Annotated in this window: 26 protein-coding genes; 12 read left to right on the forward strand and 14 right to left on the reverse strand. The window is 29.5% G+C overall.

From position 1 onward, the window contains the following. Positions 1-23 precede the first annotated feature (23 nt). The gene (locus ACN5J5_RS01610) at positions 24-1394 is read right to left on the reverse strand and encodes a tetratricopeptide repeat protein (RefSeq protein ID WP_418645612.1); all 1371 of its coding nucleotides are present in this window, start codon (positions 1392-1394) and stop codon (positions 24-26) included. A 204-nt stretch (positions 1395-1598) separates the two neighbouring features. Between ACN5J5_RS01610 and ACN5J5_RS01615 the strand changes: the two genes are divergently transcribed. Both ACN5J5_RS01615 and ACN5J5_RS01620 read left to right on the forward strand, forming a co-directional pair. Continuing rightward, positions 1599-1940, forward strand: a complete 342-nt coding sequence (locus ACN5J5_RS01615; RefSeq protein ID WP_418645613.1) for a DUF2853 family protein — start codon at positions 1599-1601, stop codon at positions 1938-1940. A gap of 87 nt (positions 1941-2027) precedes the next feature. After that, complete coding sequence (locus ACN5J5_RS01620; protein WP_418645614.1) at positions 2028-3452, forward strand: L-serine ammonia-lyase; 1425 nt, start codon at positions 2028-2030, stop codon at positions 3450-3452. A gap of 85 nt (positions 3453-3537) precedes the next feature. Here ACN5J5_RS01620 and ACN5J5_RS01625 read toward each other — a convergent pair whose 3' ends face one another. The 5 genes from ACN5J5_RS01625 to ACN5J5_RS01645 all read right to left on the reverse strand — a co-directional run bounded on the left by ACN5J5_RS01625 (position 3538) and on the right by ACN5J5_RS01645 (position 9978). Next, entirely contained in the window at positions 3538-4662 is a 1125-nt protein-coding gene (locus ACN5J5_RS01625; RefSeq protein WP_418645615.1) for a TonB family protein, read from the reverse strand. 189 nt (positions 4663-4851) lie between these two features. Continuing rightward, positions 4852-5502 carry an energy transducer TonB gene (locus ACN5J5_RS01630; RefSeq protein ID WP_418645616.1) on the reverse strand — a complete coding sequence of 217 codons (651 nt, stop codon included), beginning with the start codon at positions 5500-5502 and terminating at the stop codon, positions 4852-4854. Positions 5503-5683: 181 nt separating this feature from the next. Next, positions 5684-6613, reverse strand: a complete 930-nt coding sequence (locus ACN5J5_RS01635; protein ID WP_418645617.1) for a peptidylprolyl isomerase — start codon at positions 6611-6613, stop codon at positions 5684-5686. Between the two features lie 126 nt (positions 6614-6739). Further along, positions 6740-8359, reverse strand: coding sequence for a hypothetical protein (locus ACN5J5_RS01640; protein WP_418645618.1), 1620 nt, complete (start codon positions 8357-8359; stop codon positions 6740-6742). A 29-nt stretch (positions 8360-8388) separates the two neighbouring features. Next, positions 8389-9978, reverse strand: coding sequence for a peptide chain release factor 3 (locus ACN5J5_RS01645; protein ID WP_418645619.1), 1590 nt, complete (start codon positions 9976-9978; stop codon positions 8389-8391). Positions 9979-10085: 107 nt separating this feature from the next. Here ACN5J5_RS01645 and idi point away from each other — a divergent pair, with 107 nt between their 5' ends. The 3 genes from idi to ACN5J5_RS01660 are packed head-to-tail and all read left to right on the forward strand — an operon-like array spanning position 10086 to position 11983. Then, positions 10086-10604 carry an isopentenyl-diphosphate Delta-isomerase gene (gene idi, locus ACN5J5_RS01650; protein WP_418645620.1) on the forward strand — a complete coding sequence of 173 codons (519 nt, stop codon included), beginning with the start codon at positions 10086-10088 and terminating at the stop codon, positions 10602-10604. Further along, positions 10597-11010: a 6-pyruvoyl trahydropterin synthase family protein gene (locus ACN5J5_RS01655; protein WP_418645621.1), complete on the forward strand. Its 414-nt coding sequence runs from the start codon at positions 10597-10599 to the stop codon at positions 11008-11010. The genes idi and ACN5J5_RS01655 overlap by 8 nt, the downstream gene beginning before the upstream one ends. 1 nt (position 11011) lies before the next feature. Then, positions 11012-11983 (forward strand): type I phosphomannose isomerase catalytic subunit, encoded by a 972-nt coding sequence (locus tag ACN5J5_RS01660; RefSeq protein WP_418645622.1) that lies wholly within the window; start codon positions 11012-11014, stop codon positions 11981-11983. Between the two features lie 53 nt (positions 11984-12036). On the opposite strand, the gene ACN5J5_RS01665 is transcribed toward ACN5J5_RS01660, so the two are convergent. After that, positions 12037-12387 (reverse strand): hypothetical protein, encoded by a 351-nt coding sequence (locus ACN5J5_RS01665; protein ID WP_418645623.1) that lies wholly within the window; start codon positions 12385-12387, stop codon positions 12037-12039. 473 nt (positions 12388-12860) lie between these two features. On the opposite strand from ACN5J5_RS01665, the gene kdsB reads away from it, so the two are divergent. The 5 genes from kdsB (at position 12861) to ACN5J5_RS01690 (ending at position 15526) form a co-directional block, all read left to right on the forward strand. Beyond that, positions 12861-13595 (forward strand): 3-deoxy-manno-octulosonate cytidylyltransferase, encoded by a 735-nt coding sequence (gene kdsB, locus ACN5J5_RS01670; protein ID WP_418645624.1) that lies wholly within the window; start codon positions 12861-12863, stop codon positions 13593-13595. After that, complete coding sequence (locus ACN5J5_RS01675; protein ID WP_418645625.1) at positions 13588-14274, forward strand: HAD family hydrolase; 687 nt, start codon at positions 13588-13590, stop codon at positions 14272-14274. The genes kdsB and ACN5J5_RS01675 overlap by 8 nt, the downstream gene beginning before the upstream one ends. After that, positions 14275-14901 carry a CatA-like O-acetyltransferase gene (locus tag ACN5J5_RS01680; RefSeq protein ID WP_418645626.1) on the forward strand — a complete coding sequence of 209 codons (627 nt, stop codon included), beginning with the start codon at positions 14275-14277 and terminating at the stop codon, positions 14899-14901. Positions 14902-14923: 22 nt separating this feature from the next. Further along, positions 14924-15190 (forward strand): hypothetical protein, encoded by a 267-nt coding sequence (locus tag ACN5J5_RS01685; protein ID WP_418645627.1) that lies wholly within the window; start codon positions 14924-14926, stop codon positions 15188-15190. A gap of 138 nt (positions 15191-15328) precedes the next feature. After that, a complete protein-coding gene (locus ACN5J5_RS01690) occupies positions 15329-15526 on the forward strand; it encodes a hypothetical protein (RefSeq protein ID WP_418645628.1) in 198 nt (65 codons plus the stop codon). 19 nt (positions 15527-15545) lie between these two features. On the opposite strand, the gene ACN5J5_RS01695 is transcribed toward ACN5J5_RS01690, so the two are convergent. The 4 genes from ACN5J5_RS01695 to ACN5J5_RS01710 form a co-directional block, all read right to left on the reverse strand. Further along, complete coding sequence (locus ACN5J5_RS01695) at positions 15546-16016, reverse strand: sensor of ECF-type sigma factor (RefSeq protein WP_418645629.1); 471 nt, start codon at positions 16014-16016, stop codon at positions 15546-15548. Position 16017: 1 nt separating this feature from the next. Next, complete coding sequence (locus ACN5J5_RS01700) at positions 16018-16554, reverse strand: hypothetical protein (protein ID WP_418645630.1); 537 nt, start codon at positions 16552-16554, stop codon at positions 16018-16020. Positions 16555-16587: 33 nt separating this feature from the next. Continuing rightward, positions 16588-17133, reverse strand: coding sequence for an RNA polymerase sigma factor (locus ACN5J5_RS01705; RefSeq protein WP_418645631.1), 546 nt, complete (start codon positions 17131-17133; stop codon positions 16588-16590). Between the two features lie 64 nt (positions 17134-17197). Continuing rightward, a complete protein-coding gene (locus tag ACN5J5_RS01710; protein WP_418645632.1) occupies positions 17198-18640 on the reverse strand; it encodes a TonB-dependent receptor in 1443 nt (480 codons plus the stop codon). Between the two features lie 81 nt (positions 18641-18721). Between ACN5J5_RS01710 and ACN5J5_RS01715 the strand changes: the two genes are divergently transcribed. Both ACN5J5_RS01715 and yaaA read left to right on the forward strand, forming a co-directional pair. Continuing rightward, complete coding sequence (locus tag ACN5J5_RS01715) at positions 18722-19498, forward strand: MBL fold metallo-hydrolase (RefSeq protein ID WP_418645633.1); 777 nt, start codon at positions 18722-18724, stop codon at positions 19496-19498. Positions 19499-19596: 98 nt separating this feature from the next. Continuing rightward, on the forward strand, positions 19597-20355 hold the full coding sequence (yaaA, locus tag ACN5J5_RS01720; protein ID WP_418645634.1) for a peroxide stress protein YaaA: 759 nt from the start codon (positions 19597-19599) through the stop codon (positions 20353-20355). 121 nt (positions 20356-20476) lie between these two features. On the opposite strand, the gene ACN5J5_RS01725 is transcribed toward yaaA, so the two are convergent. From ACN5J5_RS01725 to ACN5J5_RS01735, 3 genes are all read right to left on the reverse strand, one after another. Continuing rightward, positions 20477-22312, reverse strand: coding sequence for a DUF349 domain-containing protein (locus ACN5J5_RS01725; protein WP_418645635.1), 1836 nt, complete (start codon positions 22310-22312; stop codon positions 20477-20479). 88 nt (positions 22313-22400) lie between these two features. Next, positions 22401-23162, reverse strand: a complete 762-nt coding sequence (locus ACN5J5_RS01730) for a shikimate dehydrogenase family protein (protein WP_418645636.1) — start codon at positions 23160-23162, stop codon at positions 22401-22403. Then, the gene (locus tag ACN5J5_RS01735; protein WP_418645637.1) at positions 23143-24156 is read right to left on the reverse strand and encodes a DUF368 domain-containing protein; all 1014 of its coding nucleotides are present in this window, start codon (positions 24154-24156) and stop codon (positions 23143-23145) included. Before ACN5J5_RS01735 ends, ACN5J5_RS01730 begins: the two co-directional genes overlap by 20 nt. Positions 24157-24184: the final 28 nt, after the last annotated feature.

Here is a 24184-nt window from a genome sequence, read left to right on the forward strand (position 1 = left end):
AAAAAAAAAGCCTTAAAATAAAATTATTTTAAGGCTTTTTTATAATTCAGTATTATTGATTCTACTTTTTTATTTTCAAAAACAGAAGGATATAATTCCTTTATAATCAAACGATATTCATAATCAATAGCCAACGCGTTTTTTAAATGTGTTAAACTATAATCTTCTTTATCAAGAATCATAAATAATCCACACAAACGATATTCTATTTCAGCAAATTCCTGATATCTTTTTTTAGCTTTGATTACAATTTTTAATGCATCGTTAAAATCTCCTAAAAACAATAAAAGATCAGCTAAAGCGATGTAAATCTCTATATCCTCATTTCCTAACTCAATACTAGTGTAATATGCTTTTACCGCTTCTTCGTAAAAGTTAAGTTTTAAATTAATATCACCATACTTTTTCCAATAACTTTCATTTGCATCATCAATCTGAATTGCTTTATTAATGTAATGTAAAGCTTTTTGAAAATCATTATCGTTAAAACAAGCGTTCGTTAACAACATCCACGCTTTATCTAATAACGGATCTTCATGAGCTGCTTTTTTATAAAAATGAATTGCCGTGTGTATATTATTTAAATTTTCATAACACGCTCCTATTCTTATATAAGCAAAGGCTGTAGGGTCATCTAACTCTAAGGTTATTAAATAATTTTTAATCGCCTCTTCATAGTTATTTAAAGCCTCAAATGTTTTGGCTTTTTCTAAATAACCACCAATAAAACTTTCATCAATTAAAACAGAATAATCAAAAGAAGAAAGTGCTTTTTTATACATTCCTAACTCAAAATACTGTTTTCCTAATTGATGCCATGCAATTTCGCAATACGGATTTTTATCTACATAAGAATTTAAAAAACGTATAGCATCTTCATGGTTTTCTAACATATCAAAACAATACACTATATTGTATAAAGAAGAATAATCTTCGTAATCAACCTCTATACATTTTGCAAAATTTAATTGGGCATTTTCAAAATCATTTAAATACAAATATTCCATTCCCAGCATCGACCAAATATCAGCTGGATCTTCAATAAACTTTAAAGATTCTTTTAAAACCTGAATAGCCTCTATATGCTGTTTCTTTTTTGAAAAAATTAAGGCTTTCTGAATAAAAACTTCGTCGTTATGAGGTTCTACCGCTTCGATGTCAACAAGCATTTTAGTAGCTTTCTGTAATTCATTTTCAAAAATTAAGATTTCTACCCTCATTAATTTTAATTGAATTGATGACGGATGCTGTTCTAAACCTAGCTGTACGGCTTTTTTAGCCAACGAATGTTTGGCTATATTTAAATAATGTTCTACGATTGTTTCAAACTCAACGGCATCAAAAAAATATACATCGTTGGTTTTCAACATAGATTCAAATTTTGATATTGACATAAGCTATATATTTGAATTTATATAAAATTACAACAACAACAGTGCCTTTTTACCATTTTACCTTTTTGTTTTCAACAATTTAATCAACAATACCAGCTACTAACTTCACATTTATATTCTTATTTGAAAGAACAATTTATTTGTTTATATTTGGATTGATGAACATGATAAAAAATGTAACACCTAATTTATAAAAAAAGAACCATGAGTAAATTTGACGAAAAAGTAGCATTGTATAAAAAATTTATGGACGATAGAGATATTCGTTCTAATACTGATTTATTAAAAGCAGTTACCAAAGGTTTAGGACCTTCTATTTATAAAAAAGATGCTGAAACCGTATCTGGTACTGATGCCAAAGAACTAGAAACTGTTAAGAAAAACTTTTTAATAAAAAAATTAGGTTTAGCTGACAGCCCAGAATTAGACAAAGCAATTGATGATGTTATGGAAAGAATTGGAAGATCTGAAAGACACAAATATCGTGCGGTAGTTTACTATATGCTTGCTAAAAAATTTGACAAAGAATCAGTTTACGGAATGTAAAATTATTCTTTTTATAAAAACAAAGTCCTGTATTAAATTTAATACAGGACTTTTTCTATTTTAGCCATCAACAAACAAACAAAATTTATGTCGCAGTTTATTAGTGTTTTTGACATGCTAAAAATTGGCGTTGGCCCTTCTAGCTCACACACCTTAGGCCCATGGAGAGCCGCCCAGCAATGGATACAAAAATTAAAAGTAACCAATCTTTTTAACACTATTGATGGTATTAAAATTGATTTATACGGCTCTTTATCTTTAACAGGAAAAGGACATGCTACCGATTTAGCTATTTTATTAGGCTTAAGTGGTACAGATCCCGAATACATTCCTGTAGAAAATATAGAAACTATTATTAATAAAATAAAAGAAACAAATCGCTTAAATTTTAATGCAGAAAAACAACTTATCTTTTCTATAGAAAATATTTTTTTTAATAAAGACTTTTTACCTTTTCATTCTAACGGATTAACTTTTAGAGGTTTTAGCAAAGGAAAAGAAATTTCTACCGAAACCTATTATTCTATCGGAGGAGGTTTTGTAATTCAAGAAGTAATAGAAACCCCGTTAAATACCGAAATAAATAAAAGTAACTTCCCCTACCCAATAAACAGAGCAACTGAATTAGAAGAATATTGTGAAAAAGAGCAAAAAAATATTTCAGACATTGTTTATCAAAATGAATTAATTTTAAAATCTTCGGATGAAATAGATAGCGAGTTAAAACGCGTTTGGGATACCATGTTAGAATGCATGTATATTGGTTGTCATACTGAAGGTATTTTACCTGGCGGATTAAATGTAAAGCGTAGAGCTTTTAATACACACAAAAAATTAATAAAAGAAGCAACCTATACTAACGAACAAGAATGGATTGTTGCTATTAGAAGTACCGAAGTAAAATTTAGAGAAATATTAAAATGGGTAAGCTGTTTGGCTTTATCCGTAAACGAAGTAAATGCATCATTGGGTAGAGTTGTAACTGCGCCAACTAATGGAAGTGCTGGAGTTATTCCGGCAGTTTTAATGTATTATTTAGTTATTGAAAACCATAATGCTGATTTTGAACAAATAAAAAAATTCTTATTAGTGGCTGGTGAAATTGGAAGTATTTTTAAAAAAAATGCAACAATTTCAGCAGCTATGGGAGGTTGTCAAGCAGAAATTGGTGTTTCATCAGCAATGGCTGCAGCGGCACTTACCGAACTTTTAGGCGGAACACCATCTCAATGTTTAGTTGCTGCCGAAATAGCGATGGAACATCATTTAGGTTTAACTTGTGACCCTATTGGAGGACTAGTTCAGGTACCTTGTATTGAACGCAATGCAATGGGTGCTATAAAAGCTATTAACGCTGCTGAAATGGCCTTAGAAACAGACCCTAAAAACTCATTAGTACCTTTAGATAAAGTAATTGATACTATGTGGGAAACCGCAAAAGACATGAACCGTAATTACAAAGAAACCTCTGAAGGCGGTTTAGCAATTACCGTTGGTTTAGCTGATTGTTAAAAAACAACAAATATTCTTAAAACCCAAAAGGCATCAAATATAATATTTGATGCCTTTTTTTACTTTATTGAGTGATTGAGTTTTTTTATTCTTGTAGTGTAAAATTTATTGGAAGAAAATATTGAACATTGGCCAATTTTCCATTTTGTTTACCAGGAACAAAAACAGGTAATTTTGAAACCATTCTCTTAGCTTCTTGCTCTAGTAATTGACCATCTTTTGGGCCTCTCATTTTAATATTACTAACTTTACCGTCTTTTCCTATTATAAATCCTACCCAAACTTTACCTTCAATGTTTTGTGCAGCTGCAGCAGCAGGATAGTTAAAGTTTCTTTGAATATGACTAGCCATTCTTTCATTAAAACAATTTCCTTTTTCAGATTCAGAAACTTTTACACATGGTTTAAATAAAGGAATAGTTTCAACTTTATTAAATTTAACGAAATCAGTAATTACTTCTTCTTTAACAGAAACTTTCTTAACAGGTTGTTTTTTTATAACTTTTCTTGCAACAGTCTTCTTTACAGACTTAGCATTTGGATGTCTAAAAGTAATTGGTATACCATATTTTACTTTTACAGTTTTACCATTATGCTTACCTGGTATAAATTTTGGAAGGTTTTTTACTATTCTACTAGCTTCTTTTTCTAAAGATTCACCTCCTTTAGGACCTCTCATTTGAATTGTACCAACATTACCCTGTTCGTCGATGGTAAATTGTACTGAAACTCTACCAGCAATACCTGCATCAAATGCATCTTGTGGGTATTTGAAGTTTTTTATGATATGCTTATGCATTTGAGTTTCAAAACACTTAGATTGTTTTATTAAAGGAACATTATTACATTTTGAGAATAATGGAATTTCTTCAACAAGATTAAATGGAATTCTTTCGATAGTTTCAGAATTGTCTTCTAATTCAAGTTTACCTACTAATAAAGTATTTTTCTTAATGTTGGCAACTTTTTGAGAAGCTGCATTTCCACCAATAGCTGAAACGGCTTCGTTCTTTTTACGAACTACACGTCTTCTAGTTGAAACTTCAATAGATAATTGTTTTTTTCCGCCATCTTTAGTGTCTTCAATGGCACATTTTGTAATACTGTTAGGGTCTGCAATAGTTTCGTCTGCAGTAGCACATACTTCTTGCTGAGCAACAGCTACCATAGAAACAAGCATAGCAGCTATTAATAAGGGATACTTCATCATAATAACACTCTATTTAAGGGGTTAACGTTGGGGTGTTAACTTATTTATGGGGTAAAAATATGAAAATATATATAAATATTCAAATTAATTGCAGTTTTTTATTTTCAGCTAGAGAGTTGATTTATATCATTTTAAGATTTTTTACTTGTTTTTTAGCAAGCTATACTTAAAGTAATGATTAATTAAAAATTAGTTTAAAGTTAAGTTTAAAGGAAAAGAATAAGTAACAATAACTGGCAATCCTTTTTCTTTTCCTGGTGAAAATCGAGGTAGTTTTTTAATAATTTTAGTTAGTTTATTATGCAAAATCTCACTGTTTTTACTACTTTTTATTTTCGGGTTTATTATTTTTCCATGTAAATCAATGCTAAATTCAATAAATATTTTATCATTGGTTATTTCATTATCAAACTCATCTACATAAAAATGTTTTATAAAGTGTTTGTTTATTTTTTTCTTAAAACATTTAATATTGTTTTTTCGACTATTATTTGAGCAAGATTCAAACATTGGTATTTCTTCAACCAAAGTAAACAAAACATTTTTTGTAAGATTTGGTAGTTTTATTGATGTTTCATAAGGTTTTATGTTAATAGTATGTTCTCTATTATTTAATTTGTTCGCTTTTTTTCTGGCTCTATTTATAATTCTTTTTCGTATAATTTTTGTTTTAATAATTTTTCGTGGATTTTTCTTTTTTGTTGTAATCTCACATTTTTTAACAGTAATTTCATTTAAATCAAAATTATTTTCTTTAGGTGTTTCGCATACAGCAGATTGACTGTGAGCACTGAAGGAATTTAGGATATACAATAAGCTAATTAAGAGGATTTTTTTCATTTTAAATTGTCGTTTTATTTTAAAGTAAAGATGAAAAAGTAAAACCGTTTGCACTTTAAGTCGTTATCATATCTATTTTAATTTATAGTGTTATAAATGTTAAGAAGGTAAACTTATAGTAAACAAAAAACTCTCTATTGTAAAATAGAGAGTTTTAAATGTTTTAAGTTAGAGTAAAAAATTATTTTACATCCATTAATTCAACATCAAAAATTAACGTTGCATTTGGTGGAATTACACCTCCAGCACCTGCTGCTCCGTACGCTAAGCTAGATGGTATTACCAAACGTGCTTTATCTCCTACTTTTAATAACTGAATTCCTTCATCCCAACCAGCAATTACCTGACCTACACCAATAGCAAAATCAATTGGTTGCTTCCGCTTATAAGAAGAATCGAAAACCGTACCGTCTAATAACTGACCTTTATAGTGTACAGAAACAGTAGCTCCTTTTGTAGCTTGTTTTCCCTCTCCGTTTTGTAAAATTTTATAACGCAATCCAGATGGAGTTTCGTCATAACCAGCAGCAACAGAATCTAATAATTCCTTTTGTTTAGCTAATTCTTCAGCTTCACGTTTTTCACGAGATCCTTCAAAAGTTCTAAAAGCTTCAACAGCATTAAATTTTTCAGCAGCTTCACCTACACGAATAATTTCAACATCCATAGTATCGTTTTGTTGTACAGCATCTACAACATCTTGTCCTTCAATAACACTTCCAAAAACGGTATGATTACCATCTAAGTGCGGTGTAGCAACATGTGTAATAAAAAACTGAGAACCATTTGTTCCAGGTCCTGCATTTGCCATAGATAATTTACCAGGAGCATCATGTTTTAAATCAGGATGAAATTCATCATCAAATTTATAACCAGGATTTCCAGTTCCAGTTCCTTGTGGACATCCACCTTGAATCATAAAATCTGAAATTACACGGTGAAACTTTAATCCATTATAATAAGGAGTTCCTTGTGGTTTAGCACCGTTTTCTAAGTTTCCTTCAGCTAAAGCAACAAAGTTACCTACAGTTCCAGGAGTTTTTTCGTATTCTAAATTCACTAAAATAGCGCCTTTAGGCGTTGTGAACTTTGCGTAAATTCCGTTATTCATTTTACTATTATTTACTAATTAAACTTTTATTTTTTGGGCGCTCGAGCGGGCTTTCCGTTATATCTTTTATTCATTCTTCATAAAAGGATGCCACTTCAATCCCTAGCGCAAGCAAGTTATATTTTGTTATTCTACTGCTAAACTAGCAAGGTTATAACTTATACCTATATTAATATTGTTTGATTTTACGTTTCCAAAAGGCGAATAATATTTTCCAGCAGAAGCTAAAATAGCCACACTATTTGTAATATCATAGCTTAAACCTAGTGTTGGTCGCACAATAATTCCTTCATCAGTATCTACACCTGCACCACCACCTGCACCTCCCATAAGTTCGGCAAAACCACGTGCTTTATTATTAAAAAATCGAGGAGAATAAATTCCCCCACCAACTAATCCATGCGCATAACCACCCGAACGACCATCGTAAGCAAAACTTGCCTCACCAGCAATATAAAGCCATTTATTAAGGTCGTAATTTACTTTTAAACCAATTAATTGTAAATCAATTTCAGTTGCATTGTAAACATCATCAGTTTTAGCAACATCAAAATATGTTTGATTCTGAATTTCAATTCGCAATCCTTGTGTGTAAAAGTTGGTGTATTTTTTTTCTTCGGATGTTGTCCCGCCATTTAATCCAAAGTATTTTAAACCAAAACCAACAGTATAGGCTTCTAAATTTCCAGCTATTGCACGGTAATAACCACCATGACCGCTTAATGCTAATTTATTTGATATTTTTAAATCAATTCCGCCCGAAGGATATATCATTAAACCGCCTTCAGGAGCCACACGACCACCAGCAGCACCAATACCTAATTTTGTAAAAATATTTATGTATTTAGATTGGTATGGATGGTAACCTGCCCCAAAAAACAAATCCATAAAACCAGCACGTAAACCTTTATAAATAGCATCGGTGTGGGCAAATAAAAAGGTGTTGTCGCTTATGTATTTTTGATATTCAAATCCGAGAACATATAATGTTTCGTTTAAATCATCTCCATTATCTTTTTTTGAATTTCCGATAGGTTTAAAAAAATCGAAACGAACTTGTTGTGCGTTTTTTACAATAGGCTTGCTCCAAAAATCATCCGAAGATAAATTATCAGCTATAAATTCTTGATGCGCCTTATTGTAATCTGTAAAGCGTAAAATACTTGGAATTTCAACAAAAACCGAAACCGAATTGCTTTTTATCTCTCCTGATAAAAAATTTAAGTGACTGTATTGTACTCCGAAAGAATAGTTGTTTTTTTTGTATTGTAAACCAATATTCGGATTTATAAATCCGCCATCGTTTACCAAATTACGATATCCGCCACCGCCACCAAAATGGAAGTTGGCATCAACATAAATATTTTTATAAAGTTGTTTGTTTACACCAATTTCTGCACCTAAAGTAAATAAACCTCCCTGATCGCCAGTAACCGCAAAATGAAATCCGGCACCACCATACAACCAATCGTTAATTGGTATTTGATAATGTAAACCAGCTAATCCCATGGTTGATTTTAAATTCGGGAAATCATCCGTAGGCATTTGAACAGGAATAAAGTTTAAACGAACTTTAGTTTGTAATTCTTTACCTTTTAAGGTTGTTAATTTTTCTTGACTATAAGTTAGAAAAGAAAAGAAAGAAAAAAGAAAAAATAGCGATATGTTGTTACTAACCAAAGAAAGTAATCTTTTAAAAAAAAATGCTTTGCTATTTGAAATGACGTTATTTTTTATGTTTTCCATTTTATAAATAATTAAATACCAGGTATTGGTTATTCAAACTCACTAGTAAAGTGTAGTTTTACGGTTGGATATTTACTTTGTGTCATTTGCATGGTAAAAGCAGAATCTGCTAAAAAGACTAGTTTACCTTCTTTATCTTTGGCTAAATAACGTTGTTTAACACGTTTAAACTCTTTAAATTCTTCGTTTTTTTCATCTTCTGGTTGTACCCAACAAGCTTTATGTACAGCAATGTTTTCATAAGTACATTTTGCTCCATATTCGTGCTCTAAACGATATTGAATTACTTCGTATTGTAAAGCACCAACGGTACCTACAATTCTACGTCCATTCATGTCCATTGTAAATAATTGCGCTACACCTTCATCCATCAACTGATCTAAACCTTTGTATAATTGTTTAGACTTCATTGGGTCAGCATTGTTAACGTAACGGAAATGCTCTGGAGAAAAACTCGGAATTCCTTTAAAGTTTAATTGCTCTCCTTCTGTTAAGGTATCACCAATTTTAAAGTTTCCGGTATCGTGTACACCAACAATATCGCCAGGGAAAGATTCGTCTACAATTTCTTTCTTTTCTGCAAAAAAAGCATTCGGACTCGAAAATTTCATTTTCTTGCCATTACGAACATGTAAGTATGGTGAGTTTCGTTTAAAAGTACCCGAAACAATTTTTATAAAAGCAAGCCTGTCTCGGTGTTTAGGATCCATATTTGCATGAATCTTAAATACAAAACCGGTTAGTTTTTCTTCTTTTGAGTCGACTAAACGTTCTTCTGCTTTTTTAGGCTGTGGTTGCGGTGCTATATCAATAAAAGCATCTAACAACTCTTTTACACCAAAGTTATTTAATGCTGATCCGAAGAAAACAGGTTGTAAATCACCCGCTAAATATTCTGCTTGATTAAATTCAGGATATACTTCATAAACCAATTCAGATTCTTCTCGTAAAGTTTCGGCAGCAGTTTCGCCAATAATTTCGTCTAATTGCGGATTTGATAAATCATCAAACTGAACACCATCAGAAATTTTTGTTTTATTATCTCCAGAAAAAAGATTTAATTTCTTTTCCCAAATATTATAAATTCCTTTAAAATCGTATCCCATTCCGATAGGGAAACTCATCGGAGTAACACGTAAACCTAGTTTTTGCTCAACTTCATCTAATAAATCAAACGCATCTTTACCTTCACGGTCTAACTTATTAATAAATACAAGCATTGGAATTTTACGCATTCTACAAACCTCTACTAATTTTTCGGTTTGTGGCTCAACACCTTTAGCCACGTCAATTACCACAATAACACTATCTACAGCGGTTAAAGTTCTAAAGGTATCTTCAGCAAAATCCTTGTGACCAGGCGTATCTAGAATGTTTATTTTTTTATCTTTATAGATAAAAGCTAGTACAGAAGTAGCAACAGAAATTCCACGTTGACGCTCAATTTCCATAAAATCGGAAGTAGCTCCCTTTTTTATTTTGTTGTTTTTTACGGCTCCGGCTTCCTGAATTGCACCACCAAAAAGTAATAATTTTTCGGTTAAGGTAGTTTTACCTGCATCGGGGTGAGATATAATTCCGAATGTTCGTCTTTTCTGTATTTCTTCTAAAAAACTCATCTATAAATTTTAAGGTTGCAAAGATACATTTTAAAGCTAACTGTTCAAAAGGTTTAATTGTTGAACTGCCATCTATTTTGTAAGTTTGTTTTTCGTAAAATTTACAAATGAAAGAACAAGTAATTTTAGTTGATAAAAACGATAATCCGATAGGATTAATGGAAAAAATTGAAGCTCATGAAAAAGCCTTACTGCACAGAGCTTTTTCGGTTTTTGTTTTTAATGATAAAAAAGAGCTGATGTTACAACAAAGAGCTGCTGACAAATACCATTCGCCTTTATTATGGACAAACACTTGTTGCTCTCATCAACGAAGTGGAGAAACAAATTTAGCCGCTGGTAAAAGAAGGTTACAGGAAGAAATGGGTTTTGTTTGTGATTTAAAAGAAGTGTTTTCGTTTATTTACAAAGCACCATTTGATAACGGATTAACAGAGCATGAATTAGATCATGTAATGGTTGGTGATTTTAATGAGCAACCAAATATTAATAAAGAAGAAGTAGAATCTTATAAGTGGATGACCTTAGAGGCGGTAAAAAATGATATTGAGAAACAGCCAGAGATATATACCGCTTGGTTTAAAATTATATTTAAAGAATCTTACGATACCTTAAAAAATGCCTAAAGTAACAGTACATAGAAAAGCACATTTTAATGCTGCGCATCGTTTGTTTAATCCGAATTGGTCGGATGAAAAAAATATGGAAATTTTTGGCAAGTGTAATAACCCTAATTATCACGGACATAATTACGAGTTAATCGTTTCTTTAACTGGCGAAATAGATAAAGAAACAGGTTATGTTTACGATTTAGGTAAGTTAAAAAACTTGATTAAAATTGAAATAGAGGATGCTTTTGATCATAAGAATTTAAATCTTGATACAGAGGAATTTAAGAATTTGATTCCAACAGCAGAAAATATAGCTGTCGTAATATTTAATAAATTACGTGTAAGTATTCCTAAAATAATAGACTTAGAAGTTACGTTGTATGAAACACCAAGAAATTACGTAACTTATAGAGGAGCTTAACATGATACACCAATTATTACGATTTAAACCAATTTTAAAACCTAAAATTTGGGGAGGAGAAAAATTAAAAATACTACTTAATAAGCAATCAGATAGAACAGACGTTGGTGAAAGTTGGGAGATTTCTGGTATAGATAAAGATATCTCTGTAGTTAGTAATGGTAACCTAAAAGGAGAACGTTTAAATGATCTTATAAAAGAATTTAAACAAGATATTTTAGGTGAAAAAGTATATCAAATTTTTCAAGATAAATTTCCGCTACTTATTAAATTTATTGATGCTAAGAAAAAATTAAGTTTACAAGTGCATCCTAATGATATTTTAGCACAAAGAAGACATAATTCTTTAGGAAAAACCGAAATGTGGTATGTTGTAAATTCAGATAAAAAAGCTAAAATAGTTGTAGGTTTTTCTGAAGAAACAAACAAAAAAACATTTTTACAAACAATAAAAGCAGGTAATCAATTAGAGTTGTTAAATGTTGATTATGTTAAAAAAGGAGATACTTTTTTAGTACCTGCTGGTAGAATACATGCCATTGGTAAAGGTGTTTTATTAGCAGAAATACAAGAAACATCTGATGTTACATATCGAATTTCTGATTGGAATAGAAAAGATACAAAAGGCAAACAAAGAGATTTACATTTAGATTTAGCTTTGGATGCGATAGATTACTCAGCAAAATCAAATTATAAAGCTGAATATTTAAAGAAAAAAAACAATCCATCAAATATTGTGGATTGTAAGTATTTTACTACTAATTTTTTACACTTAACAAAAGATTATATTGCTAATCATGATGATAAAGATAGTTTTGTAATTTATATGTGTGTAGAAGGAACTGCGGTTTTTAAATATAAAAATCAACAAGAAAAATTAGCCATAGGAGAAACTATTTTAGTGCCTGCATGTATAAAAGAAGTAACTATTTTATCAGAAAACACAAAACTTTTAGAGGTTTATATAAAGTAAAACAGGCTCAAAAAAATAAAAATCTTGAACCTGTAGTTTATCAGCTTAATAATTTAAGCTGTTTTTTGTAAGCTATAACCAAATATAGCTTTACATATAATGTCTTGTTTTTTTTCTTCTTTTTTAGATACCGTTATGTGTAAAATAACCTCGGTGTCACTCAATTTTTTAATATCATTTTTTATGATAAGCTTATCGTTTAAATAAGCGTTTTCTATAATATCAAACTCAATATTTTTAAAACTTAAGTTTAAAGAATCCTTATAATAAGTAAGTGAAGAATTTACGCTTGATTCAATTTTGTTATATAAAATTGAAGTTTTTAGCGTTTTGTTTTTGTTAACTTGCTTTTTGTTAACAATAAAATGTGAAGCGTTGTTTTTTGATGATATATGTGTGTTCATGTTTTAAGGATTTGTAGGTGGAAAATTAGATTCTGAAAAAAAAGAATTCTGTACTAAATACATTGTTGTGGCATACATATTAATTCGTTTGTTGTTTTTTAAGGTGTTCATAATTATATAAAATTTAAAATGTTACTAAATAAAAAAAGGTGCTTTTTGTAAAAAAGCACCTTTTGTAGTTTGTATTAAATATCGGGTTTTAAAACCGTTGTTTAAGTTTATTCTTTGTGGTACTTTTTACATATACATACTGTTTTTGCATGCGGGCATTACACATAATCGTAAAGACAGTGTTTAAAGCAATGGTGTATATGTGTAAAAGTACTTTCATAATGAGTCAAATGTAACAAAAGTTTTTATTAAATAACTAAAAGAGGAAAAAATTAATGTTAAATTTTTAATAAGTGAGCATTTGTAAACTTTTAAAAACTGTTTAAATACGTATCTTTGAAATGTATAAATAAATATATTTTATGAAAATAATTGCAATGATTCCTGCACGTTATAGTGCTTCTCGTTTTCCTGGTAAATTAATGAAAAATTTAGGTGGAAAACCAGTAATTGTAAGAACTTACGAAGCTGCTATACAAGCCAATTTGTTTGATGAAGTATATGTCGTAACCGATTCTGATATTATTTTTAATACCATTATAAAAGCTGGTGGTAAAGCTTTAATGAGTACAAAAGAACACGAATGTGGTTCGGATAGAATTGCAGAAGCTGTTGAAAATTTAACCGTTGATATTGTTGTAAACGTACAAGGAGATGAACCATTTATAGATACAGTTTCATTATCAAAATTAATAACAGCTTTTAAAGAAGATAAAAACGAAGAAATAGATTTAGCATCGTTAAAAGTTGCGATGACCGATATAGAGGATGTTAAAAATCCGAATAATGTAAAAGTAATTACGGATGCTAATGATTTTGCCATTTATTTTTCAAGAAGCGTTATTCCGTTTCATAGAGATAAAGATGTAAAAGTTACTTATTATAAACATAAAGGAGTGTATGCTTTTAGAAAAAAGGCATTGATTGATTTTTATCATACACCAATGACACCAATTGAAGCTGCCGAAAAAATAGAATGCATCCGGTATTTAGAAGTTGGTAAAAAAATAAAGATGATAGAAACATCCGTAGAAAGTATTGGTATTGATACTCCAGAAGATTTAGAAAAGGCGAAAAAATTACTAGAAAATGAATAATATTAAAGTAATCGCTTTTGATGCTGATGATACGCTTTGGGTAAATGAAACGTATTTTAGAAATGCCGAAAATGAATTTGCAAAACTATTATCGGGCTACGAAACAGAAAATAAAATTCATCAAGAACTGTATAAAAAAGAAATAGATAACCTTAAAATTTACGGCTATGGCGTAAAAGGATTTGTATTGTCAATGGTTGAGTGTGCTTTAGAATTATCTAATTATAAAATCAATCAAAAAACAATTAACAGAATTCTTGAAATTGGTAAAGAAATGCTTGAACAACCCATCGATTTATTAGACGGAGTAGAAGAAGTTTTACAAAAACTACAAGGAAAATATAAATTAATTGTGGCTACAAAAGGCGATTTATTAGATCAGGAACGTAAGTTAGAAAAATCTGGAATCTTAAAATATTTTCATCATACTGAGGTGATGAGCGATAAAAAAGAAGCTGATTATTTAAAGTTAATTAAACATTTAGATATTGAAACTTCACAATTATTAATGATTGGTAATTCGTTAAAATCAGATATTTTACCATTAATTAAAGTAGGTGCATCGGCAATTCATATTCCGTTTCATACAACTTGGGCGCATGAAGAAGTTAGTCGCGAGCAAGAATCAAACGCATATAATACAGTTGCTAAAATTACAGATATTTTACCTTTTTTATAGATGAAATATTTAGATATTGAAAACTGGAATAGAAAGCAGCATTTTAATCATTTTAAAACATTAGCTGATCCAACTTTTGGTATTGTAGCCAATGTTGATGTTACTAAATGTTATCAATCAGCAAAAGAAAAAAAGCAATCCTTTTTTGTAAAATATCTTCATGCTTGTATGCTGGCTGTAAATGCAATCGAAAATTTTAAATATAGAATTGAAGGTGATAAAATTGCTATTTACGATGTTATAAATGCATCAGCAACAATTGCAAGACCAGATAATACCTTCGGATTTTCGTTTATAGATTTTTCTTTTGATTATGAAGTGTTTAATACTAATTTTCAAAAAGAAAAAGAACGTATTATAAATTCTTCTGATTTATTTCCTCCAAAATATTCTTTAGCCTGTATTCACTGTTCTGCCTTACCTTGGGTTAGTTTTACAAGTCATAAAGAACCGGGTTCTGGTAATAAAAGCGATAGTGTTCCGCAATTATCTTTTGGGAAATTTATGATCGAAAATAATAAAAAAATGATGCCTGTAGCAGTAAATGTTAATCATGCTTTGGTTGACGGATTTCATTTAGGACAATTTTTTGAAAAATTTCAAGCGGAATTAGATAAAATCAATTAATTTTGCAAAAAATATAATAATTATGGCAAGTATTAAAAACTTAAAAAAAGATATTGATTACACTTTAGGAGATATTATTGACATCTGTAGATTAACAGCGCAATTAAACCCTAATGTAGATGCTGATAAATCTGAAGCAATTGTTGATGAAGTTTTTGAAACGTTTGATAGCTTAATAGCAAAGATAAATGCTAAAAATGTGGAGAATAAAAAAGCTCATTTTAAAGCAATAAGTGCTGAATTAGAAGAAAAAGCAAACGCTTTAATAGAAAAGGTAAATAACTTGTAATAACTTATAAGTTAATTGTTTAAAAAGTCGATACTAGATAAGTATCGACTTTTTTTTGCAAAAAATTAATGAAATAAAGAATAAAATTTTGTAAATTACGTTCGTAATAGTAGAACAATTAAATCCCCTATAAGTAACATGGCAAGAGCAATGTACGAGTATACTAAAACAGTATTGAAAAAAGTGAGTTTTAATACAGATTTATTTTGTAGAGAACTAGAAAAAGCGTTAAGTAGATTATTACCATATGAAATAGATGAATTAACAATATGGCTAAAACAGTTTACAGCAAACAAACCAAATTTATATGTTTGTTTAGCATTGGTTAAAAAATAAGTATAAAAAAAAGAAGCTTTTAGCTTCTTTTTTTATTTTTTTCTCCTTTTAGTTTTTTTATGAGCTTGCGATTAAATTCGTGTTCAGACATTTGTAAAAGCAGTATTTTTTTAAAAGATAATATTTTAGAAACCTTATGGTGAAAGGCCTTTTTTACTTCATATTTTTGTTGACTGATTAACTGAATTTGAGTTAAAATAACCTCCGAATCTTTTTCTGATAAGTTTTCTAGACCTCCTTGGTCTTTAATTTTTTTTCTTATTTCAAAACGCTCTTCTCTATAAAGTTCTCTTCTTTTTTTGTCGAATTTATTATAAATAGGCCAAAATTTTTGAGCTTCGTTTTCAGTTAAATTTAATTTTTCAGTTAAATAAGCAATTTTATAAGTACGTATTTTCTCATGACTTTCTTTTTTTGCTTGTGCCTTTAGAGTAAAACAGCTTAAAAATGTTATAAATAGGCATAGTAATAAATGTGTGCGTGTGTTCATGTTATTCAAGGTCGTTTAAAAGTGAAGAATCATCAATAGTATTTATGTAGTCTTCTAAATTAGTGTCGTTTATAAATGGTAATATGTCCTCTTCAAAATCAGCAGTATCTAAAACTATAGCTAACTCGCTGTTATTTGTATCTCCATAACCATTTTCGTACCAAGAGCTAATATCGGCTTGTGTTATTTTATCAAAAGCAGATAAATTTTGAGTATTAAAGTAATTTAAACCAATAAAAAGTAAAATTGCAGCTGCGGCTGCAACAGGCATAAATTTTAATACTTTTTGATAAAGCGGTATAACTTTTACTTTCTTGTTTTCTTCTAATTTTAGCTTAGTTAAAATATTACTTTCAACACTATCAAAATAATTAGAAGGCGTTTTAAAAGCATTTTGTTTAGAGAATTTTCTACTAGCTATTAAAGAGTTTACATTTTCATCGAAGGCATCAAAGTAATTTTCAGGAGTAGAAAAACCTGTTTTCTTTCCTGCTTTTTGATTTATGAAATCTATTTTATGTTGTAACTCTTTATCCATCTCTATACTAAGACTTTAATTTTTGTAAAAGGTTTAATTATTGTTTTTAATAAATTGCTCAATTTTTTTTACAGCAATGTGGTACGATGCTTTTAATGCCCCTACAGATGTTTCTAAAACTTCAGAAATTTGTTGATATTTCATTTCGTCAAAGTACTTCATATTAAAAACAAGTTGTTGTTTTTGTGGTAATGTTGCAATTGCTTTTTGTAAAATTAATTGAATTTCATCACCAGTAAACCAATTGTCACTATCTAGGTTAGAAACTAATTGTTGTTGATATTCGGTAATATCAATATTTTTTTCTTTGGCTCTTTTGTTTATAAATGTAATCGCTTCGTTTGTTGCAATTCTATACATCCAAGAGTAAAGTTTACTGTCTTTTTTAAAGTTATCAATATTTTTAAAAATTTTGATAAAAGTGTTTTGCAAAACATCGTCAGCATCATCATGAGAAACTACAATTTTTCGTACGTGCCAATACAATCGCTCTTTATATAGCGATAGTAATTGTTTAAAGGCAGTTTCCTTAGTTGTAGGATTTTGTAGCTGCGATATAAGTGCAAGTTCGTCAGTCAACCAAAAAGTTGTTTAGTTGTTAGACTTTAAAGATAGTAAAAGGTTTAAAATGAAACTAAAGAAATTAATTGCGTTTTCTTGAGCAACCAAATAAACGTTTTTCTTTAATGGTATCAGAAACGCCATCAGGTAACATTTCTTCCCATCCTTCTTCACCATTTTTAATCATTTTCAACACCTTTCTAGAGAAAATATGTAAGCTAGATTCATCAAAGTCTTTAATATCTATAAGTCTACCATTGTTTTTAAAGAATTTATATAATTCTTTCATTCTAGGGTGTACTTTTAAATTTTCGCTGGTAATAAATTCACCAGAATCTTCCTTTTTATAAGGATACATGTATACTTTTAAATCGCGATAAAAAAGTTTACCAAAAGCCTCTAAGATACCACCACTTAAATCACGATAGTATTTTTCATCAAAAATTTGAATAAGATTGTAAACTCCCATTGCTAATCCCATTCTTTCTTTGGTAAATTCACTAAAATAATCAACTAACCTAAAGTATTCTTGGTAATTAGTAATCATTACATTTAAGCCTAGCGCACAAAGTAACTCAGCCCTGTCTAAGAAATCACGTTCGTTTATTTCACCTTCGGCACGAAGATTACTTAAGGTAATTTCAAAGATAACTTGTGTTTTTTCGGGCTTAACTTTGTTTTCAGCAAAAAATAGTTCTTTAGAACGTTCAAGCATGTCCATATTTACTTTCGTAACAGGACGATAACTTCCGCGAAGCGCTAAAATATTTTTTTTGTATAATACTTGAGCTGGTAGTAAATTATTTCCGTCAGGACCAAACATTACTGCATTGGTCATTCCATTTTTTACAAGTTGCAAGCTCATTAAACGATTATCAACATACATAAAACGTGGCCCAGAGAAATTAATCATGTCTATTTCTAAACGATCACTGTCAATATTATCATAAAAAGATTTTAATAATTCTTTCGGATTATCGTTTAGATAATATGCTCCGTACACTAAATTAACACCTAAAATACCTAGCGTTTCTTGTTGTAAACGGGCATCGGTTTCTTTAAAACGAAGGTGTAAAATAATTTCGTTATAATCTTCAAGTGGGTCTAGTTGAAAACGGATACCAACCCAACCATGGCCTTTAAATTTTTTAGAAAAATTAATAGTTGCTACGGTATTAGCGTAGCTAAAAAATAATTTTTCGGGATGTTTTTTACGGTCAAGACGATCTTCTATTAAGTCCATCTCGTGCTTTAACATCTTTTTTAATCGCTTTTCAGTAACATAGCGATTATCGTTTTCAATACCATAAATAGCATCAGAAAAATCTTTATCATAAGCACTCATTGCTTTTGCAATGGTACCAGAAGCGCCACCTGCTCTAAAAAAATTACGAACAGTTTCTTGCCCTGCTCCAATTTCAGCAAACGTACCATAAATATGAGCGTTTAAATTGATTTTTAAAGCTTTACTAGTAGTACTAGGTACTGTACTTATTTTCTGATCACCTTTTAACGTAATTGCCATTTTGTTGTTTTTTGTTACGTAGTACAAATGTACTGAAAATAGGAGTTATCAGATAATTTTTATTGTATTTTTGTGTTGATAATGGAGAAAAAAAAACAAATAAGAATCACTTTTTTAGGAACTGGAACTTCTACTGGTATTCCAATGATTACGAGTAAACATCCTGTAGCTTTATCTAAAGATCCGAGAGATAAACGCTTGCGTTCATCTGTTGTAATTTCTTGGGATGATGTGAATTATGTTATTGATTGCGGACCTGATTTTCGTCAGCAAATGATACGTGAAGAAATCGAATCGATTAACGGAATTTTATTTACTCACGAACATGCAGATCATATTGCAGGCTTGGATGAAATTCGTCCGTATTGTTTTCAAATGGGAGCAGTACCTATTTTTGCCTCCGAAAGGGTTTTAAAGGCTCTTGAAAAAAGGTTTGATTATATTTTTAAAACAGAAAACAGGTATCCGAGTGCGCCAAAAGTAGCCGCAACAACAATATCACATCACAATAATTTTATTTTTGAAGGAGTTACAGTTACTCCGATTGAAGTTTTACATGGTGATTTACCCATTTTAGGATATCGTTTTAATGATGTAGCTTATGTTACGGATATAAAAACAATATCAGTAAAGGAAAAAAAGAAACTACTTAATTTAGATGTTTTAGTAGTAACTGGGTTGCGAAAAGAACCACATACTACACATTTTAATCTTGATGAAGCACTCAGTTTTATTGCAGAATTAAATCCGAAGAAAGCATATTTAACTCATATTAGCGAGTTGTTAGGTTTTCATGAAGAAGTAAGCAAAGAGCTCCCTGAAAATGTGTTTTTGGCCTATGATGGATTAAAAATTTAAACAGTATTAAGTTTATTGATAATACGATTGATTATAAATACTAAAAATGATTTTAAGTTTTAAAATTGCTTCTTATTTTTACCTTAAATATTAGTTAAATGAAAATTATTATATCTCCGGCAAAGTCTTTAGATTTCGAAAATAAAGCAAATACAGATTTATATACGCAACCGCGTTTTTTAGAGCAATCTGCAAAACTGAATAAAAAATTAAAAACACTTTCTAGAAAAAAATTAAGTGATTTAATGAAAATTTCGGATGATTTAGCAAGTTTAAATTATGAAAGAAATCAAAATTGGAAAACTCCGTTTGATTTAGAAAATGCAAAACAAGCTGTTTTTTCTTTTACAGGTGAAGTTTTTAGGGGAATTGATGTAGCTACTATTGCTGAAGATAAACTACCTGTTATGCAACATAAACTTCGAATTTTATCGGGGTTATATGGCTTGTTAAAACCATTAGATTTAATACAGCCATACCGTTTAGAAATGGGAACCAAATTAAAAGTTGGTAGAACAGAAAATTTATATAAATTTTGGGACAATACTTTAGTTAATTCGTTAAATGATGAATTAAAAACCGATGAATTATTGGTTAATTTAGCTAGTTCTGAGTATTTTAAAGCATTGCCGAAAAAGGTACTGAAAGTACCTATGATAACTCCTGTTTTTAAAGATTTTAAAAACGGACAATATAAAACCATTATGACCTTTGCTAAAAAAGCACGAGGTTTAATGGTGCGTTATATTATTGAAAATGATATTCAAACAATTGAAGGTTTAAAAGGTTTTAATACAAATGGATACGGATTTTCAGAGAAAATGTCAACAAAAACAGAATTGGTTTTTACAAGGTAATCCATAAATTTTACAAACCATTCAAAACACATCCTCCTTATTATTAAATTTATAACAACAAAAACTCGAGTGGAATACACTCGAGTTTTTGTTGTTATATAGCAGAAAGAAGACTTTAGAATTAATAATCTAATTTTCTTAAATAAGAAAGTTTATCTTTCCAAACATCTAATTTATCTTTTACTTCTTGAATTCCTTTTCGTACGTTTAAAACTAACGGATTATCATCTTTAGCATTAGATATAAAACTTAAATTATTTTCTAATTGCTGCATGTCACGTACAGATTCATCAATTTTTTTACGTATAAAATACTGTTCATTATCAAGTTTTTTATAATCTTCCTGAGATAAATATCCTTCAATAACATTTTTGAACTTAATCATTTCAATGTCATTTTTACTCATATTTAAACCACTTAAATGAGCATCAATAGCTTTGTTAAACTTTTCATCTAAATGACGTGCATTTCTTGGTAAAACACCTAATGACCTCCACTTAGCAATGCTCTCTTTTATAGCTTCTAAAGTTAAATTTTCTGACGCTTTAAGTTGTTCTAAAAATTCCTTTTTAGTTTCAGCAATTACTTGTTGCTCTTTGTTTTGTTCATCTTTTTGAGCATGCAGCCTATCAAAATAATAATTACACGCATTTTTAAATCGCTTCCAAATATCATCAGAAAACTTTCTTGGAACGTGTCCTATTTTTTTCCAATCAGACTGAATACGCTTCATTATATTGGTAGCGCTTTCCCAATCTGTACTATCTTTAATACTTTCTGCTAATTCAATTAAAGCTATTTTATTTTTTAAATTCTCATTCTGAGTGTTTTTTTCTCCTTTATAAAAAACATTTTTAGAAGTATTAAACTTTTTGGTAGCGGCTTTAAATTTTTGCCATACAGCCTCACTTTTATTATAAGGCAACTTACCAATATCAAAATACTTTTTTCGCAATTTTTCTATCTCAGTAATGCTTTTTTGCCAATCGCTATGAGATTTATTAGAAGAAGTATCAAAAGCATCTATAAGAGCTACAACTTCTAATTTAGCATCTATCATTACCTGATACTTAGATTTTAACTCTTTAAAATATTGATGACGTTTGTCATGAATATTTTTAGTAGCTTCACTAAATTTAGACCAAACCTCTTCTCTATGTTCTTTACCTACAGGTCCTATTTCTTCTTTCCACAAGCGATGTAAATCTTGTAAATCTTTAAAAGCAACGTTTACATCAGCAACTTCATTTAAAGCTTCAGCCCTAGATATTAACTTTAATTTTTCTTCTAAATTGTGTTTAAAATCTAACTCTCTAAAATCTTTATTTAAGTGTAATAAATCATAAAAACGCTCTACATGATGGTGGTATATTTTCCAAGTATCATTATATTTTGTCTTTGGAACCGGCCCTATTGTTTTCCACTTTTTTTGAATCTCTTGAAAATCATTATACATCGTTTTTGCATCAGCATTCACAATCAATGTTTTCAATTCATCAATTAAATTATTTCTTTTTTCTAAATTATCTTTTAATTGGTTTTCTAATTGAGAATAATAAGCATCTCTTTTTGTTTTGTACTCACCTAATAATTTATTGTACTCTGATTTTATAGGGCTTGAAAAGTGAAAATCTATTGAATTTCCTCCTTCTGCTAAAAAAGCCTTCTTTTTTTCTGACAACAAAGCTCCAAACTTATTATTAAAAGCACTTTTAAGCGCATCAATGTTTGATTTTAATTGTTGTACTTGATAGTTTGTAAGTAATTTTTTTAACTCTTCTACCAAAGCTTCCAATTCCATTTTAGCATACTCTAACATAGGTATTTCATGTTTTTCGTCTACCTTTTCAGCTTCATTCGCTACTTCATTTTCTACTTCTGACACAGCTGTTTCTATTTCAACCGTTTGTACATCAGTCGTTGGTGTTTGCAATTTTTCTTCTTTATTTTCTAACATATCTACAATGTTTAAGTTCCTTGATTATTAATTTTATAAATATACGGATTCTTATAGAATTCTGAATTTATTTTTTAACAGTTATATTTTAAGCATCATTCCATATTCTCCAAGCTTTTTCTGCTTGTTGCTCTAACATTTCTAATCCGTTTTTAATCTCTGTTCCTTTTTCTTTTCCTTTTTTTAAAAAAGTTGTTTCAGATGGATTATAAATTAAATCGTATAACAAATGTTTTGTTGACAAGAATTGATACGGAATATCAGGAAAATCATCAACATTTGGATGTGTACCTAAAGGTGTACAATTAATTATTAGATGATGAGAAGCTATAATTTTTTCTGATAAATTTTGATATGAAATTTCTTTTTTACCGTTAGGATTCCTTGAAACAAACTGATACTTAATATTTAGTTTTTTTAACACAAAAGCAACCGCTTTTGATGCTCCGCCAGTTCCTAAAATCAATGCGCTTTTATGGTGACTTTTTATCAATGGTTTTAATGATTTTTTAAACCCATAAATATCCGTATTAAACCCTTTTAACTTCCCTTTTTTAGATATTTTAATAGTATTTACCGCACCTATTTTTTGTGCTTTTTTATCAATTTTATCTAAATAATTAAAAACCTCTAATTTATAAGGAATAGTTACATTCATCCCTTTTAAAACTTTTTTATGTTCTTTTATTTTAGCAGGAAGTTCTTTTATTGATTGAATATCAAAATTAACATACGCATTTGTATTTAAATTTAATTCATCAAACTTATTGGTAAAATACCCTTTAGAAAAAGAATATGAAATATTTTTTCCTACTAAAGCAAAAAGGTTTTTATTTTCTTTTTCTTCCATAAAAATCTATAATTAAAATTAAAGCAATACCAAAAATGATAAAACCTGTGGCAATCCATGTTTGTGCAATTGAAAAATCTGGAAAAAATCGCTCATAATTTTCTACAATTTTATTTCCTTTTTTATCCAACAAAAAAACTTCATTATTTATTTTAAATATTGTTTTTTTCCAAGGCCAAACGATGCCTAAAGACCCTGTTATAAAACCAATAATAATTGCTGTTACAATTTGATGCCATCTTTTTAATACATAACCTAATACATGCGACATTGAAACTAAGCCAAAAGCTGAGCCTGCAGTAAAAACTGTTATTATTTTTAAATACCTCACCTTAACCTTATCTTTTAACACCTCAAAATCGCCAGATAAAACACTTGTTACTACGCTTCCAAAAACATTTACACTATCTACTAATAAAAGTACGTAATTACCTAATAAAATTAAGATAAACGAACCCGATAAACCTGGCAATGTCATACCCGAAACTCCTATTATTCCGCAAATAAAAACAAACCAAAGGTTGTCGTTTTCTTTTGCTGGTGTCATAAAACTAATTGTAATTCCTACGGATATTCCAATAAACAGCGCCAAAATATTTTTAAGTTTCCAATCATTAAAATCTTTTGATATATAATAAATAGACCCTATTATCATTCCAAAAAACCACGACCAAACATAAAGTTCGTAATTTTTTAAGAAATAATCTAAAATTAACGAAACACTAAAATAACTACAAGTGCTACCTAACATTACCAATGTTAAAAATTGCAAATTGGTATATGTTGCAAAACTTTTAAACCGTCCGTTAAAAAGTAATTTAAATGCTTTGCCATTTATTCTTTGAAAAGAGAAAATAAGCTCTTCATAAAATCCCATTACAAAAGCTACCATACCACCAGAAACACCAGGAACTTTATTTGCGCCTCCCATGGTTAATCCTTTAAAAAAAAGAATTATTTTTTGTAAAAGTGTACGTTGATGTTGGTAATGCATTCTTTTTATTAAAACATTAAGATACTTA

This window comes from Tenacibaculum insulae, from assembly GCF_964512435.1.
GTDB classification, from domain to species: domain Bacteria; phylum Bacteroidota; class Bacteroidia; order Flavobacteriales; family Flavobacteriaceae; genus Polaribacter; species Polaribacter insulae_A.